This is a genomic window from Bacillus sp. SRL543 (assembly GCF_984799205.1).
Genome location: NZ_OZ481794.1, coordinates 3,142,894 through 3,157,701, shown reverse-complemented (window position 1 = coordinate 3,157,701; position 14,808 = coordinate 3,142,894). Strand labels below are relative to the sequence as shown.

16 protein-coding genes and 1 pseudogene are annotated in these 14,808 nt (G+C 45.6%); 12 read left to right on the top strand and 5 right to left on the bottom strand.

Annotated elements, in window-relative coordinates; genetic code table 11:
* Window positions 1-55: 55 nt before the first annotated feature.
* The 6 genes from AC4E8B_RS16160 (at window position 56) to AC4E8B_RS16135 (ending at window position 7,226) form a co-directional block, all read left to right on the top strand.
* On the top strand, window positions 56-3,709 hold the full coding sequence (locus tag AC4E8B_RS16160; protein ID WP_490214372.1) for a dynamin family protein: 3,654 nt from the start codon (window positions 56-58) through the stop codon (window positions 3,707-3,709).
* Complete coding sequence (locus AC4E8B_RS16155) at window positions 3,699-4,463, top strand: nucleotidyltransferase domain-containing protein (protein ID WP_490214371.1); 765 nt, start codon at window positions 3,699-3,701, stop codon at window positions 4,461-4,463. The genes AC4E8B_RS16160 and AC4E8B_RS16155 overlap by 11 nt, the downstream gene beginning before the upstream one ends.
* A 6-nt stretch (window positions 4,464-4,469) precedes the next feature.
* A complete protein-coding gene (locus tag AC4E8B_RS16150; RefSeq protein ID WP_490214370.1) occupies window positions 4,470-4,679 on the top strand; it encodes a hypothetical protein in 210 nt (69 codons plus the stop codon).
* Window positions 4,657-5,496 (top strand): sulfurtransferase, encoded by an 840-nt coding sequence (locus tag AC4E8B_RS16145; protein WP_490214369.1) that lies wholly within the window; start codon window positions 4,657-4,659, stop codon window positions 5,494-5,496. The genes AC4E8B_RS16150 and AC4E8B_RS16145 overlap by 23 nt, the downstream gene beginning before the upstream one ends.
* 92 nt (window positions 5,497-5,588) lie before the next feature.
* Window positions 5,589-6,197: a hypothetical protein gene (locus AC4E8B_RS16140; protein WP_490214368.1), complete on the top strand. Its 609-nt coding sequence runs from the start codon at window positions 5,589-5,591 to the stop codon at window positions 6,195-6,197.
* Window positions 6,198-6,326: 129 nt separating this feature from the next.
* Window positions 6,327-7,226 carry a 5'-3' exonuclease gene (locus tag AC4E8B_RS16135; protein WP_490214367.1) on the top strand — a complete coding sequence of 300 codons (900 nt, stop codon included), beginning with the start codon at window positions 6,327-6,329 and terminating at the stop codon, window positions 7,224-7,226.
* Window positions 7,227-7,280: 54 nt separating this feature from the next.
* On the opposite strand, the gene sspL is transcribed toward AC4E8B_RS16135, so the two are convergent.
* Window positions 7,281-7,418, bottom strand: a complete 138-nt coding sequence (gene sspL / locus AC4E8B_RS16130; RefSeq protein WP_022544111.1) for a small, acid-soluble spore protein L — start codon at window positions 7,416-7,418, stop codon at window positions 7,281-7,283.
* A 118-nt stretch (window positions 7,419-7,536) separates the two neighbouring features.
* Between sspL and AC4E8B_RS16125 the strand changes: the two are divergent.
* Together AC4E8B_RS16125 and AC4E8B_RS16120 are read left to right on the top strand one after the other, a co-directional pair.
* Window positions 7,537-8,029, top strand: a pseudogene (locus AC4E8B_RS16125) (divergent PAP2 family protein).
* Window positions 8,030-8,058: 29 nt separating this feature from the next.
* A complete protein-coding gene (locus AC4E8B_RS16120; RefSeq protein WP_490214366.1) occupies window positions 8,059-8,328 on the top strand; it encodes a DUF6123 family protein in 270 nt (89 codons plus the stop codon).
* Window positions 8,329-8,470: 142 nt separating this feature from the next.
* Here AC4E8B_RS16120 and AC4E8B_RS16115 read toward each other — a convergent pair whose 3' ends face one another.
* From AC4E8B_RS16115 to AC4E8B_RS16105, 3 genes are all read right to left on the bottom strand, one after another.
* Window positions 8,471-9,397, bottom strand: a complete 927-nt coding sequence (locus AC4E8B_RS16115; RefSeq protein WP_490214365.1) for a DMT family transporter — start codon at window positions 9,395-9,397, stop codon at window positions 8,471-8,473.
* Entirely contained in the window at window positions 9,394-9,801 is a 408-nt protein-coding gene (locus AC4E8B_RS16110) for a reverse transcriptase-like protein (protein WP_490219726.1), read from the bottom strand. The genes AC4E8B_RS16115 and AC4E8B_RS16110 overlap by 4 nt, the downstream gene beginning before the upstream one ends.
* Window positions 9,802-9,940: 139 nt before the next feature.
* Window positions 9,941-10,642 carry a queuosine precursor transporter gene (locus AC4E8B_RS16105; RefSeq protein ID WP_490214364.1) on the bottom strand — a complete coding sequence of 234 codons (702 nt, stop codon included), beginning with the start codon at window positions 10,640-10,642 and terminating at the stop codon, window positions 9,941-9,943.
* 194 nt (window positions 10,643-10,836) lie between these two features.
* Between AC4E8B_RS16105 and AC4E8B_RS16100 the strand changes: the two genes are divergently transcribed.
* Entirely contained in the window at window positions 10,837-11,493 is a 657-nt protein-coding gene (locus AC4E8B_RS16100; protein WP_490214363.1) for a ribonuclease H family protein, read from the top strand.
* A 42-nt stretch (window positions 11,494-11,535) separates the two neighbouring features.
* Window positions 11,536-11,712 carry a zinc-finger domain-containing protein gene (locus AC4E8B_RS16095; protein WP_490214362.1) on the top strand — a complete coding sequence of 59 codons (177 nt, stop codon included), beginning with the start codon at window positions 11,536-11,538 and terminating at the stop codon, window positions 11,710-11,712.
* Between the two features lie 102 nt (window positions 11,713-11,814).
* Here the strand turns inward: AC4E8B_RS16095 and cspD are convergent, their stop codons facing one another.
* A complete protein-coding gene (cspD, locus tag AC4E8B_RS16090; RefSeq protein ID WP_009791749.1) occupies window positions 11,815-12,015 on the bottom strand; it encodes a cold-shock protein CspD in 201 nt (66 codons plus the stop codon).
* 290 nt (window positions 12,016-12,305) lie between these two features.
* Between cspD and AC4E8B_RS16085 the strand changes: the two genes are divergently transcribed.
* A complete protein-coding gene (locus AC4E8B_RS16085; protein WP_490214361.1) occupies window positions 12,306-13,280 on the top strand; it encodes an HD-GYP domain-containing protein in 975 nt (324 codons plus the stop codon).
* 595 nt (window positions 13,281-13,875) lie between these two features.
* The gene (locus tag AC4E8B_RS16080) at window positions 13,876-14,799 is read left to right on the top strand and encodes a metal ABC transporter solute-binding protein, Zn/Mn family (protein ID WP_490214360.1); all 924 of its coding nucleotides are present in this window, start codon (window positions 13,876-13,878) and stop codon (window positions 14,797-14,799) included.
* Window positions 14,800-14,808 lie beyond the last annotated feature (9 nt).

Genomic DNA, 14,808 nt, shown 5'->3' with positions numbered 1-14,808 from the left:
AGAGAATAATCGTTTAAAATGGTAGTAAATTCATAAAAGCAAGGAGAAGTATCGGATGTCATTCACATTGCCAGAGCAGCAGACAGCAGAGAAGGTCAACAAAGCTGCCGCCCTTCATGATTATTTTGCAGAACAGAAAGATGCCCAATCAGCAGAAAAGGCGGTCCAGCTTGCCAGAAAAATCCGCCGGAATGAGTTTACAATTGCTTTTTGCGGCCATTTCTCAGCCGGAAAATCAAGCATGATCAATAAAATCATCGGGGAAGACCTCTTGCCGTCCAGCCCCATCCCTACAAGTGCCAACTTAGTTAAAATCAAATCCGGGGAGGATTATGCCAAGGTTTATTTTAAAGAAGGAAATCCGCGGATCTACCCTGCACCCTATGATTATGAGCGTGTAAAACAGTATTGCCGCGATGGCGACCAGATTCATTCCATTGAAATCAGCAAGCCGGGGACAAGACTTCCGGAAAATATCGCTGTCATGGATACACCGGGTATTGATTCCGCTGATGATGCCCACAGAATTTCAACAGAGTCTGCGCTTCATCTTGCCGATCTGATCTTTTATGTAATGGATTATAATCATGTCCAGTCAGAGCTTAATTTTTTGTTTACAAAAGAGCTTGCTGCTGCCGGAAAAGAGATCTATCTGATCATCAATCAGATTGACAAGCACCGTGAAGAAGAGATAGATATGGAGAAATTCAAAAACAGTGTAAGAGAGTCTTTCTCCTCCTGGGGAGTTGAGCCTGAACGCATTTTCTATACATCACTAAAGAAGGAAAAGCATCCCCATAACGAATTTGGAAAGCTTCGCCAATTCATCCAGGAAAAGATGTCAGGCGGCGACGAGCTGCTCCCCCGTGCAGCTGAAGAAGCAATAAGGAGGCTCGCTGATGAGCATATCCGGTTCCGGGAAACACTTGACGAAGCAGAGGTGCAGCGGCTTGAAGAAATCCTTGAAGAGCTTCCGGCAAAGCGGAGGGAGTCTCTGGAGAAGGAAGCGGCCGATGCAGAAGAAAAACTAAAACAGAGTAAGGAAGAAAATGATGCCTTCCAGGAAAAACTTCGAAAGGAGCTGGAAAAGGTATTAAAGAACGCTTACCTGATGCCTTATCAGACAAGGGAGCTTGCAGAGAAATATCTCGAATCCCGGCAGCCTGGCTTTAAGGTCGGCCTGTTTTTCTCACGCCAGAAGACGGAGCAGGAGTCCGCCCGCCGGCTGGATGCATTCTGCCAGGATTTGCACGACCGGGTAAAAACAGAGCTGGCCTGGCATATCAAGGAAGTCTTTTCAAGGACGATAAAAGAAGAACAGCTGCATGATCCGGCATTGCTTGAAGCGGTCCAAAGCTTTACCATCCCGTTCTCGCCCCGTATGATCGAACAGACTGTTAAAAGCGGTGCGATGCTGACAGGGGAATATGTGCTCAATTACACCGAGGATGTAGCCTCGGCTGTCAAAAAAGCGGCTAAGGATAATTATGAAAGCATTAAAGACAGCATGATCCTTAGCGCAGCGGAAAACAAAACTGAAGTGATTGAAAAGGCAGAAGAAAAGTACAGGAAAATCAAAGGTTTTGCTGAAGCATGGATCACTCTTAATGAATTAAAAGAAAAACAGCTGGCTGCAAAGATGCGGCTGGAAGGGTTAATTAACGCTGACTATCCTTCTGATGCTATCAGCGGCAGTGCAATTGTGCTGACAGACGACAATGAAACGGCCGAAATTGCTTCAGCTGAAGAAGAACCCCTCCTTGAAAGGATCACTGAAATAGCTGAAAAGGCTGACGAAGGCATCCATCTTATAGAGCAGGGCACAGATCCGGAGACAGTTATTGAAAAGCTTTTGTTCACAGCTGAAAAATTGAAGGATGTCCCCGGTTTTTCCAAGACTGCTGCCGAATTGGCGAGAAAAGCAGTGCGGCTGAAGGACAAAGATTTTACTGTTGCTTTATTCGGGGCCTTCAGTGCCGGCAAGTCATCTTTCGCCAATGCGCTGATCGGCGAAAGGCTGCTCCCTGTTTCGCCAAATCCGACGACAGCTGCGATCAATAAGATCAGGCCAGTCAATCATGAACATGCCCACGGCACAAGCCTTGTGCATTTTAAAACAGCCGAGGTCCTTTACGGTGATGTCAATCGTTCCCTCAAGGCTTTTAATGAACAGGCAGCAGACCTTGATGATGCCCTGCAAAAAATCAGCAGGCTGGGTGAAGCAGGGGACTTGAACAGCAGTGAAAAAACCCATCTCGCCTTCCTGAACGCTTTTTCGAAAGGATATCCGGAGTATCGTGCCAAGCTGGGAGATACAATGACAGCCAGTCTGGCAGAATTCGGGGCATTTGTGGCAGATGAGGAAAAATCCTGCCTGGTAGAGCTGATTGAGGTATTTTATGACTGCCCATTGACAAGGCAGGGCATCACTCTTGTTGACACTCCCGGGGCCGATTCCATCAACGCCCGCCATACAGGTGTAGCATTCGATTATATAAAAAATTCTGATGCCATCCTTTTTGTCACATATTATAATCATGCATTTTCAAGGGCAGACAGGGAATTCCTTATCCAGCTCGGAAGGGTGAAGGATTCATTTGAACTTGATAAAATGTTCTTCGCCGTGAATGCGGTCGACCTTGCTTCCAGTGAGGAGGAAATGAAGAGTGTGCTCAGCTATGTGGAAGATCAGCTGACACAGTACGGCATTCGCCGGCCGCATCTGTATCCGGTCTCAAGTTTGCTGGGGCTGCAGGAGAAGCTGGGCGAAGCTGCCGGGAAATCCCATTTGGCAGAGTTCGAGGAACGGTTTTATTCCTTTATTTCCAGTGAGCTTTCCGCCATTGCCGTAAACTCCGCTGAAAGTGAATGGGAACGCGCCATCGGGCAGCTCAGGAGCTTTATCCGCTCTTCACAGGAAGATGAGTCGGCAAAACAGCGGAAGCGCCAGAAGGTAGCAGGGGAGAAGGCTGGAATCATGGACACCCTTGAAAAAGGCTCTTCTTCGGTGCTGAAGAAAAGGCTTGAACAGGAAGCGGATGAGCTTATCTTTTATATTAAGCAGCGGGTATTTTTCAGGTTTGGCGATTTTATCAAAGAAGCGTTTAATCCTTCTGTCCTGAAAGATGATGGCAGGAATATGAAGAAAGCACTCCAGGACGCCCTGGCCGACTTCATCAGCTCTTTCGGATTTGATTTTGCCCAGGAAATGAGGGCCACTTCGCTGAGGCTTGAGATGTTTGCCAGCAGGCTCGCAAAGGAAGCCCAGTCTTCCCTGGAATCTTCCATCAGCAAAATCAGCGGAGAAATTACATTTACAGAATTTGAAGTCTCAAGCCATCCAGGGGTTGATTTCCCGGCCGCTTTTACGGACATGGGGCCGGAGCTGTTCAAAAAGGCTTTAAGCTATTTTAAAAGCCCGAAAACATTTTTTGAACAGAATGGCAGAAAACAGCTGGGAGAAGAACTGCACAAAGTGCTGGATGGGCCGGCTGACAGTTATCTTGCTTCTGAAGGCAGCAGGCTGAAAGACTATTACACAGGCATCCTGGAAGAAGAATACCGAAAACTGACAGCCGAAATGGCAGAGCAGGCCGCTGAATATTATGAAGGTATTTCTGCGGCTCTGAGTGATGAGATCCCTCTAGAAAAATTGACTGAACTGGAACGCTCACTGGTCCATTTCTCTTCTGGCAGCAATGGGCGGTAACGTGAAAGAATGGCTTCTGGACCTGGAAAAAAAGCATAATATCACGATCTATTATGCATGTGAAGCAGGAAGCCGGGCCTGGGGAACGGCTTCGGTGCAATCAGATTACGATGTTCGATTTATTTACAAATACAATGATGTACGCAGCTACTTAGCATTAAAGCCGGAACAGCAGACAATCATCCAAGATTACCCTCCTGATTCGGCAGGCTGGGATTTGTTCAAGGCGTTCAGCCTGCTGGAGAAATCGAATCCGAGCCTGTATGAATGGGCGTATTCCCCGATCGTCTATATCGACAGGCTGGATTTTGCCAGCCGGCTGAGAAGCTTCATAAAGGAGGAATATTCCCCCTTTAAGCTTGCAAAGCATTATCAGGGCTTGATGGTGCGGAATTTAAAAGAGGTTTCCGGCAAGGAATTGACGTCCAGGCGGCAGAAGCAGCTGATTCATGCTGCAAGATCCTGCCTGCTGGCCGGAATGCTGTCAAAAGAAATTAAGGCTGTGCCTTGGAAGGATCTCCTTGGCTGTGTTCAGCGAGAGCCGGACTTCGTGAAGATTAAGAAGTACTACTTGATGCTTGCAGAAGAAAAGGCCAGCGGCAGACTGATAAGTGAAAGTGACAGGGCTGAATTGGAGGTCCTTTTGTCCAGGCAAAAGAACGGTCCGGACACAGCGTCCGAGGGGCCGGCGGAAAAAAGGGGAAAAACCAGGGAGAAGCTTAACCAATGGCTTTGGGAACTTCTCGATATTTAGGGGGAAATGATGGGGAAATCATTCCATGCTTGTGCCACCTGCATCCATTTCCAGGCAGAGAGGGCCGGCGGGAAAATGGAGTACCGGTGCAGGCGGCTCGGATTTGACACAATGCCGCATTATCAATTCAATTGCTGGGACCCAAAGGAAAATGTCAGGAAATTGATGAAGAAGAGGGAAGGGGGAGAAGAAAATGAAATATGTAAAAGAACTTAAAGAGGTGCTTGATGGGCTGGGCAGCCAGGACGTCCGGTTCTGTGATTGCCGTTTCAGTCTGGGGGAGCCGGAAAAAGGGGAGCAGGATTATCTTGAAGAGCATATCCCGGGCGCTGTTTATTTTCATTTGGAAAAAGACCTTTCCGGCAAGGTTTCAGAGCATGGCGGAAGGCACCCCCTTCCTGATATGGATGAATTCAGGGGAAAACTGGAACAGGCCGGAATTTCCAATCATACGGCTGTCATTGCTTATGACGGCGGAGAAGGGGCATTTGCTGCAAGATTATGGTGGCTGCTGAAATATGCCGGCCATGAAAATGTCTTTGTCCTGAATGGCGGCTTCAAGGGCTGGAGGAAGGAAGGGCTTCCTCCAGCAAGAGAGATCCCCCGTTTTACCAGAGGTTCATATACGATGAGCCTCAATGCTGATATAATGGCGGATACAGAAGAGGCAAAGAAGTATTCAGGCACACAGGGCCGGAAATTTTTAATAGATTCACGTGAGAAAAAACGGTATTTGGGAATAGAGGAGCCTATTGATAAAAAAGCCGGCCATATTCCCGGAGCGGTCAATTTTCCATGGACAGATGGATTCGACAGCGGTAATTACCGGAAAGCAGAGGAACAAAGAAGACGATTCAGCAGCATCAGCCAGGAAGATGCCGTCATTGTTTATTGCGGCTCCGGTGTCACAGCTGCCCCTAATTATATTGCTTTAAAGGAAGCGGGCTATGAAAATGTAAAGCTTTATATCGGCAGCTTCAGCGATTGGATTTCCTATCCGGAGAATCAGGTGGCCCAGGCAGCTGAAGAATAAGAAGAAAATCCCTTGAAAAAGGGATTTTTTAACTTTTATTCATGTTGTATAATTAAGAAGGTTCTGAAATCTGGATAGGGGGATATTTTTTCATGAGCACAGGCTATACCATTACAAAAAAGAGAAAAACGGAAATGAGCCAAATCTTTGTTTCATGTGCGATCATTTTAATATTGTCATCATGTCTGGTGCCGATCTTCATTCTGATACCTCTGCAGGAAATCCTGTTTTCACCTTCGGGAGAATGGTTCTTTGAGCCTTTAAGGTCTGCTTATGTATTCTTTATTGCCGGCCTGCTTTTGCTTGCAGCTGTTTGCATTGCTGCAGCAGTGCTGCTTAGCAGTCAGAAAATGACAGCCGGATCTAAAGGGGTATTGGCAGTAAGTGCTGTAATAGGTGTGATGTTCATTCTGCTGAGCACAGATGGCTATCATTATGCAGACCAAAACGGAATCACGGTCGACCCTATTTTTTCCCTGAAGGAAAAAACCCATGCTTGGGATGAGGTGGCAGCTGCAGAGCAGACAGCCAAACTATCAGGGGGAATAGCAACTGATGACAAATTCATTGTGACGTTCAAAGACGGAAAGAAATATTCCATGGTATTGAATAACAATGTAGTCAAAGCAAGGGTTGCCATGCAGTATGTACTTAAAGAAAAAGGAATTGAGGTTGTCAAGAAAGATCCGCCGGCAGAATAATAGAGCTGAAACCAAAGAGGCCTGTCCAGGGCCTTTTTTCTGTTAAGAACCCTAAATCTTTACAGGAAAGCCATGCCCACATTCATGTTATAATAGTGAAATATGAAAAGAGAAAAGGGGATGTACAATATGACTGAGAATAAACCTTCCCTGCTGCTAGTTGATGGCATGGCGCTGTTATTCAGGGCTTTCTTTGCGACGGCTGTCACCGGCCAGTTTATGATAAATTCAAAAGGTGTTCCGACCAATGCAATTCAGGGATTTCTGAAGCATTTTTTCACGGCGGTATCATCCTTTAAGCCAACACATGTTGCTGTATGCTGGGATATGGGCAGCAAAACCTTCAGGACTGAGATGTACAGCGGCTATAAAGCAAACCGCTCAGAAGCTCCGATCGAACTGCTTCCACAGTTTGATCTGGTCAAAGAAGCTGTAGAGGCTATGGATATTCCCAACATCGGGCTGGCCGGGTTTGAAGCCGATGACTGCATCGGCACGATTGCGAAAATGCTTCAGCCGGAGGCCAGGGTTTCAATTCTGACAGGCGACCAGGATATTCTGCAGCTCCTTGACGAAGATATTTCAGTCATCCTGCTTAAAAAGGGCTTTGGCAATTATCTTGTCCATACAGCAGACACTTTTTATGAAGAAAAAGGGATAACACCTAAGCAGATGATCGACCTTAAAGCTTTTATGGGAGATCCAAGCGATAACTATCCTGGTGTAAAAGGAATCGGCGAAAAGACAGCATTAAAGCTTTTGCAGCAGTTCGAGCATGTGGATGGCGTCATCGAGAATCTTGATAAGCTCACAAAAGCGCAAAAAGCTAAAATTGAAGAAGGGCTGGAAATGCTCCATCTAAGCAGGCAGCTGGCAGAGATTAAATGCGATGTTCCAGTCGAATGCGTACTGGAAGATGCTGTTTATAAAATCAATCAGCAAAAGGCGATGGAAAAGTTCAGTGAACTCGAATTAAGGGGGCTGTACAGGCACCTTGAAAGGCTTGAGGAAAGCAAGAGCCTTGCCTGAGTCAAGCATTATACAAGAATGGAGGAGCTGCAGCTATAGCAGCTCCTCTTGCTGTTATTTCGTGTTTTTCTTTTTTGCAGCATTTTCAAGCTTGCTTTTTGGCTCTTCAGCAAACTCGGCATCCTGCCCGTAGCCTTGAGGATTAACGCCTGGGGCTTTTTTTCCCCTGTTGGCATGGCCGTTCTTACTCATATTCATTCACCTCCGGAAAAGTGGTGCAGCTGCTGAATTCTGCACCTGCAGCTTTAGTATTTGCCAAACGAATATTTAAACCCGCTCATCTTCACAATATAAAATGAGGTGATGGCAATTGAATAAAGGAGTCATTGTAGCGCTGCTCAGCATCTTCCTTGCCCAGGGCATGAAAATACCGCTCCACTTTTTTAAAAAGAGGGAATGGAAGCCAGGTTTGTTTTTTCAGACAGGCGGGATGCCGAGCTCCCATTCAGCAGGCGTGTCCTCCCTGACTACATTCATCGCCCTGAAACGCGGGCTGCCGACGATAGATTTTGCTCTGTCTCTTGTGTTTGGCCTGATTGTACGATGCCCAGGGAATTCGGAGGCAAACGGGCGAGCTGACCTTGAAGGTTAATTCTATGGAAGAGCTGATGGATAAAGTCCATAAAGATGAGACTGTTGAATTTAAGGAAGAAAAACCGAAAAAACTCAAAGAGATGCTCGGACATCAGCCCGAGGAAGTGCTTGGAGGCGCCGTGCTTGGAATCCTTACCGGCTCGGCAGGTTATCTGCTGTCAAAAAAAGATAGAAAAATGTCGAAATTTAAGGTAAAATTTAGAAGATAGGATGACAAGATTCAGGGAGCTGCAGCATATTGAAAACGGTTGAAGAGTATTTGAATCATCTGGAAAGCAAAGGCTTTCAATTCGGCGAGGACGCAAAAGGTTTTGTATACTTTGGCAAGCAATATACGAATGCCTCGGATGAACTGGCAAATGCCGCTATCGAAATAACATTAAAAGCACAAAAAGCCTTTGACGGGAGCTTTTATGTGTCCCTGCTGGAAATGCTGATAACAAATGGGGTCACTACCCGCAAAGAAGCGCTCCAATTCATTAAACAAAAAGAGCTTTTGGCTATATAAGCCAGAGGGAAGGCAACGGCCTCCCCTCTTTTTTTATGCTGCGAGCTGGTGCATTTGGCCTTAGATGAAATATAAGCCCCGGCAAATGCCGGGGCTATTCATTCCTATACTCAGCAATCAGCTGGCCCTTTTGCTGTTTTCTTTATGATGCAGATTTCTGCTCGCGGGCCATTGCTCTTTTTTCCTTCCTCGAAGGCATCTCTGCATAGACCATTCCCGCAAAAATCAAGCCGCATCCAGCAAGAGCTGAAACCGTAAGGCGGTCCCCTGCCCAGAAATAGCCGGCCGCCGCCGCAAAGACTGGCTCCATTGCAAAGATAAGCGCCACTCTTGTGGGAGTGGTGAATTTCTGGAAAGCAGTTTGTGCCAAAAAGGCGAGGGCGGTTGCAAATATGGAAGTCACCAGCAAAGCTGTAACCACATTTCCTTCGAGAATGATATCAGGATTCAGGGCTGACTGCCAATCCTCGAATAAAATAGCAGAAATACTCGAAAGAGCTGACACAGTCAATATTTGAACAACCGTCAAAAGAAGGGCCGGATGCTGTTTGCTGAATTTGCCGGTGAAAATGATATGAAGGGCAAATCCCACAGCACAGGCAAATGTCAGCATATCCCCTTTATTCAGGGAAGATGCATCTGTCATGGCAAGCAGATAAAGGCCGGCTGCCGCCGCTGCCACTCCGATGACGCTGTTGCCGCCTGGCTTTATCTTCAGCAGAGCAAATGCCAATAAAGGCACCATCACAACACTCAAGCCCGTAATGAAGCCTGCTTTGGAAGAGGTTGTATAAAGAAGGCCGGCTGTCTGGAAGGCATATCCTGCAAACAGCCACAAGCCTATGAATATGCCTGAGGACACAAGCTTCCAATTAAGATGGATCAGCTGCTTCCGTTTAAAGATAAAAAGCCACATCGCAAGGAGCGCCCCGGCGATAAAAAAACGGATCGCATTAAATGTGAAAGGCTCCAGAAAGGAAATGGCATTCTGGACCAGCACAAACGTCGCTCCCCAAATGAGGGCGACCAATAGCAGGCAGATATCGGCAATAGTCTGAGGCTGTTTCATCTGGCAGTCCCTTCTTTCCCATTGTCGCGGACAGCCTTCCTGGCCAGTTCATCAGCTGTTTTGTTTTCAGTGCTTGGAATCCATTTCATAAAGAAAAGGTCAAACTGCCTGGATAGGCCGAGAGCTTTTTCCAGCAGGCCGCTGTAAAGAGGGTTCTTGACGAATTCCTTTTCGACTGCTGCATTCACAAGCTGGGAATCTGTCCGAAAAGAAACGGTCCTGTAGCCATTTTGCAGGCAAATTTCAAGTGCGAGGATAAAAGCGTGATATTCTGCCTCATGGTTGCTCATCTCACCAAGGGGGATGCTGTGCCGTTCAACAGCCTCTCCGCCTTTGATGAAAATCCCGGCTCCGCTTGGTCCCGGGTTGCCGGCGCTTGCACCGTCAATATATACTTCAATCATCATAAATCCTCCATATAAAAAGAATGAACCTTGCTTATCCCGCATGAGAACGGGTAACACTATATGTAAGTTTATCACAGAAAAAGCTATTTCAAATCCAGGTGACAGTAAAAAAAGAGTGCCGCGGCACTCTCTTTTACTATTGGTCAGCGGATGTTTCTGACATGCTTCTTTTATGCATTTTCTTGGCAAGATAGCCAAAAGGCGTATCAAGGATGGCAACAATGAATTTCAGCAGGTAGGTTGTAATGAATATCTGAATCCATTCATTGAGGGGGAAGACCCCTGCAAAAGCAATCCCGGTAAAAACGAGGGTGTCAATAAATTGGCTGATGATGGTACTTCCGTTATTCCTGATCCAAAACTGATTGTCTTTCGGGAATTTTCTTTTCAGGAACTGAAAGATGTATACATCCAGGAACTGGCTTGCAAGATAAGCTGCAAGGCTTCCCAGCGCTATTTGCGGAAGAAACGAGAAAATCGTATTCAATGCACCCTGTGCGATATCAATCTCATGCGGTTTGAAAAACAGCACCATCTGCATGATCACAGTCATCGACAAAAGTGTTAAGAATCCAAGCCAGACCGCTTTCTTCGCGTCTTCTTTGCCGTACTTTTCGTTCAGAATGTCAGTAACAAGGAAGGCGGTGCCATACATGGCATTTCCCAGGGTGGCAGTCATCCCGAATATTTCAATTGTTTTTATGACCTGCAGGTTGGCAAGTACAGTAGAAAGGCCAATCCAGACAAAAAGTCCGGTTTTGCCGAAAATGCGGTAAAATAATAGGACGAAAGAAAAATTAACTAAAGCAAAAATGAAGCCAAACCATTCGTTAAACATAAGATCCTCCTAGTTTTGATAGTGCGGGAAGTTGCGAACCGCCATATATTTAATTGTCCTTGACCATTATAGCGTGAATATAGAAGGAAAGACACATCTTAGCAAAAGTGAAAGTTTTGGCAATCTTGTGATACTTGTTCGTGATTTGGAATAGGCTAAACAAATACTTGATACTGCTGCGAAAGGCGGATACTATGAAATACAAGTTAGAGTGGCTATACAGGCTGAAAGGAACAGACGGGATCCGGTTCACCTCAGACTGGATGGACGGGGAAACTGCGCTTGAACTCGGCGGAGATCTGGAAAAGGGAGGAAAGGCCCTTGATCTTGAGTTTTTCGATGAGATGGGGACCGGCTGGTCTTTGAAGGAAATGAGGAAGCTGCTGGCCGAAGTGGAGGCAGAGCCCCACGATATAACAGTGTATTTTGACGGCGGATTCAATAAAGACACTCTTCAGGCAGGTCTGGGAGCAGTCATTTACTATAAACAGGGAAAAAAGAAATTCCGCATCCGGGCAAATGAAAGGATCAGTGAAATGGATACAAATAATGAGGCGGAGTACGCCGCCATGCATTATGCTGTTACACTGCTTGAGGAGATGGGGGTGCATCATATGACCTGCCGTTTCCTTGGGGATTCACAGGTCGTACTTAAGCAGCTTGAGGGAGAATGGCCTTGTTATGAAGAAAGTTTGAACAGATGGCTTGACCGGATAGAAGAAAAAATAAACAAGCTGGGACTTGAGCCGAAATATGAGCCTGTTCCGAGGTCTGAAAATAAAGAAGCGGATAAGCTTGCCGGCCAGGCGCTTGAAGGTAAGCTGATCAACAGCAGAATGCAAATCATATAAAAGATGAAATGAGTGCTCTCAGCAGGGAAAGGAAGGAAAGAGTTGGAACGGAAGGATATCTATAAAGAAACGGAAGAGCTTATGGAACAGTTCTGCAAAGACTGCTTTCTCCACAAACATCATAAGGAAGAAAAGGGCAAGCGGTTTGCACATCGATTTTGCATTACTCAATGCACAATCGGGGAAAAATTAAAAAAATGCGGCAGCAGGCTGTCTTAGAAACAGCCTGCCGCCGCTTTCATTTACATATGTAAAAAAGGCTGGCAGCATGCCAGCCTTTTTTAATTGGTCTCCAACGGGCCAATTATCTATAAGTGCTGATTAAAGTTTTACAACATTAGCTGCTTGAGGTCCGCGGTTTCCTTCAACGATTTCGAAAGAAACTTCCTGGCCTTCTTCCAAAGACTTGAAGCCGTCGCCTTGGATAGCAGTGAAGTGAACGAACACATCGTCTCCGCCTTCAACTTCGATAAAACCAAAACCTTTTTCGTTATTGAACCATTTAACTTTACCGTTTTGCATGTGATCTTTTCCTCCTAAGCCTTTCAAGACACAGATTGTGTCGAAATAAATATTATCATCAGCAGAATAATTAACCGGTTATTGAAAAATCAGAAAACTATTCTGTTAAATGATGTCTATAATATACACGAAGGGAAAATCCCAGTCAAGGAATAATGCGGAAATTTCTACAAAAATATCAATTATTTTTTGAATATTTTATATTAATAGAATATGAAGAAAAAAAGCTGGTGCTGTTTCCTGTTTTTGTTAAAATTAGAATAATAGAATGATTTTGCGGGCGGGGTGAAATGGTGAGAACCTTAACGGAACTCGGCAGGAAGAGGCCTTTAACTTCAGCAGAAATAGACCGGCTTCTTTTGCAGCTGAAAAGAGACAATCCTGGGGATCCGGTGTTGATTTTGGGCACAAGGGATGAAGAAGGCAGGCGGAAAGCTGCTGCGCTTATTGATGAAGCCGTGAAACAGGTTGAGGATATATTTGCCGGAGCAAGATTAGGGGAAGGGATTGGAATAACTTCAATCAAAAAAGATATACTGCCTGCCATTCGGACACTTGCGGAGATTCCCGGTGTGTCCCATATGTTTCATCAGCTTAATAGAAAAGACAGATATACCTCCAGCCATGCCGTATGTGTCAGTATGATCGCGGGGATGATCGGGCGCTGGCTCGGTATTGGCGGAGCCCTGATGGAAGATTTGCTTCTAGGCTCCATCCTCCATGATATTGGCAAAATAAAGATTCCTGATGAAATTCTATCAAAGCCTGGCAAGCTTACTTTATCAGAATATGAAGAAATGAAGCTTCATTCTGTTTATGGGTATGAAATGGTTAGGGATTTGGAAGCTGTCAGTCCAAAAGCAGCTCTCATTGTCCTCCAGCATCATGAAAGAGAAGATGGGCGGGGGTATCCGCTTGGACTGAGAGGGACGGAAATAGAGCATCTGGCCAAGATCACGGCAATAGCAGATGTTTTCCATGCCATGTCGTCCTCGCGCATTTACCACGAAGCACTGCCTTTTTACCAGATCATGCGAAAAATGAAGGATGGTGCATTCGGTTCATTTGAACCGGGCGTCATGCTTATCTTTATCCAGAACCTGATGAACAGCCTGGCAGGGTCAAGGGTCAGGCTGACGGACCGGTCAGAGGGGAGGATCCTGATGATCCACCCGTATGATCCTTTATCCGCCCTCGTGCAGACGGAAGATCGCCTCATCGATTTAAGATACAGCGGGGAGCTGCAGATCGACCGGATTTTATGAGTATGGAAGATTGCTTGTCATGTTCAGCCCTTTTTCTCATAGATTATAAAACAGCTGACTTACACTCGAGTAACGCGGAGGCTGCTGAAAAACAAAGAAAAAGGTGAGAGGATGTACAGGTTCTTAATAGGGAACGAGGAATGGATATTAAGATTTTCCCCGAATGTCGAGGCAGGGCCTGAAATCAAGCAGGCTATCCTTAGTTCACTCATACAGCTTGGGGAAACATTTGTGCAAAGTTCACACGGCGATTCTTTTTCTATCATAGATGAACAAATCGGCATGATCATATTTACTCTAGAGAAAATACCGTCCCTGATACTCACTGTATCCCATGTTGTCCCAAAGGAAAGATGGTATACCCAGTGCAATTTGTCAATAAAGCCTTATCAACCATAAACCGGCGCAGCCGGTTTATTTTTTTTGGTTAAACGGATTGACAAATATTATACTGAGGTTAAAATGTTTACCAAGAGAAACATTTGTGATTGTGAGTAAAATTTATAGTTGTGAGTAAAAAGTGTGCACATCACTAAAAGAGGTGCATACAATTTAAGACTGAGGATGAAGAAAAAACAAGGAAGAGGTGTCTGGATTGAAAAAGTGGATGATGTCAGTATTTGTTTTTAGCTTGATAGCCCTGGCAGGATGCTCTGAGAAGACAGCAGAAAGTGAAGGAGATGGAGAGAAGCTTTATGTCACCACAACGATCGGGCAGATAGCCGATGCAGTGAAAATCATAGCGGGGGAAAAGGCGGAAGTCCACAGTCTGATGGGACCGGGCACAGATCCCCACCTCTATAAAGCCACACAGGGAGATATGGAGAAACTTCAGGAAGCGGACATCATTTTTTACAGCGGGCTGCACCTGGAAGGGAAGATGCTCGATATCTTTGAAAAAATGAATGAACAGAAGCCGACATACGCCATCGCTGAATCTATAGAAGAAGAGAAGCTTTTGACTGCAGAAGGCAGCAATGCCCATGATCCGCACGTTTGGTTTGATATTGATTTATGGAAAACCGCTCTCGAAAAGGCAGAAGAAGGACTAATCAAAGCAGATCCAGATAATGAACAATATTACCGGGAAAATGCAGATGCCTATTTTGCAGAAATGGATGATCTTAAAATTTTTGCTGAAAACGAGATGTCAGGGATTCCTGAAGAACAAAGGGTGCTGGTTACAGCACATGATGCTTTTGGCTATTTTGGAAGAGCATACGATATGGAAGTGATGGGCCTTCAAGGGCTGAGCACTGATGCCGAATATGGACTCGGCGATGTTCAGGCACTTGTCGATACACTGGTCTCACGCAATATAAAAGCAGTTTTCGTTGAATCGAGCATCTCGGAAAGATCGATAAATGCCGTCATCGAAGGCGCAAAGAAAAAAGGCCATACCGTTTCCATTGGAGGAGAGCTGTACTCTGACGCAATGGGGGAGGAAGGGACAGAAAAAGGAACCTATCTGGGAATGTATAGGCATAATGTCGAAATTATTGCAAAAGCGCTGAAATAGGGGGAAAGA

What these genes read in the sequence shown, in the direction of transcription:
- AC4E8B_RS16160 (WP_490214372.1), top strand. Translation starts at nt 56, where the DNA reads ATGTCATTCACATTGCCAGAGCAGCAGACAGCAGAGAAGGTCAACAAA.
- AC4E8B_RS16155 (WP_490214371.1), top strand. Translation starts at nt 3,699, where the DNA reads ATGGGCGGTAACGTGAAAGAATGGCTTCTGGACCTGGAAAAAAAGCAT.
- AC4E8B_RS16150 (WP_490214370.1), top strand. Translation starts at nt 4,470, where the DNA reads ATGATGGGGAAATCATTCCATGCTTGTGCCACCTGCATCCATTTCCAG.
- AC4E8B_RS16145 (WP_490214369.1), top strand. Translation starts at nt 4,657, where the DNA reads ATGAAATATGTAAAAGAACTTAAAGAGGTGCTTGATGGGCTGGGCAGC.
- AC4E8B_RS16140 (WP_490214368.1), top strand. Translation starts at nt 5,589, where the DNA reads ATGAGCACAGGCTATACCATTACAAAAAAGAGAAAAACGGAAATGAGC.
- AC4E8B_RS16135 (WP_490214367.1), top strand. Translation starts at nt 6,327, where the DNA reads ATGACTGAGAATAAACCTTCCCTGCTGCTAGTTGATGGCATGGCGCTG.
- sspL (WP_022544111.1), bottom strand. Translation starts at nt 7,418, where the DNA reads ATGAGTAAGAACGGCCATGCCAACAGGGGAAAAAAAGCCCCAGGCGTT.
- AC4E8B_RS16115 (WP_490214365.1), bottom strand. Translation starts at nt 9,397, where the DNA reads ATGAAACAGCCTCAGACTATTGCCGATATCTGCCTGCTATTGGTCGCC.
- AC4E8B_RS16110 (WP_490219726.1), bottom strand. Translation starts at nt 9,801, where the DNA reads ATGATTGAAGTATATATTGACGGTGCAAGCGCCGGCAACCCGGGACCA.
- AC4E8B_RS16105 (WP_490214364.1), bottom strand. Translation starts at nt 10,642, where the DNA reads ATGTTTAACGAATGGTTTGGCTTCATTTTTGCTTTAGTTAATTTTTCT.
- AC4E8B_RS16100 (WP_490214363.1), top strand. Translation starts at nt 10,837, where the DNA reads ATGAAATACAAGTTAGAGTGGCTATACAGGCTGAAAGGAACAGACGGG.
- cspD (WP_009791749.1), bottom strand. Translation starts at nt 12,015, where the DNA reads ATGCAAAACGGTAAAGTTAAATGGTTCAATAACGAAAAAGGTTTTGGT.
- AC4E8B_RS16085 (WP_490214361.1), top strand. Translation starts at nt 12,306, where the DNA reads ATGGTGAGAACCTTAACGGAACTCGGCAGGAAGAGGCCTTTAACTTCA.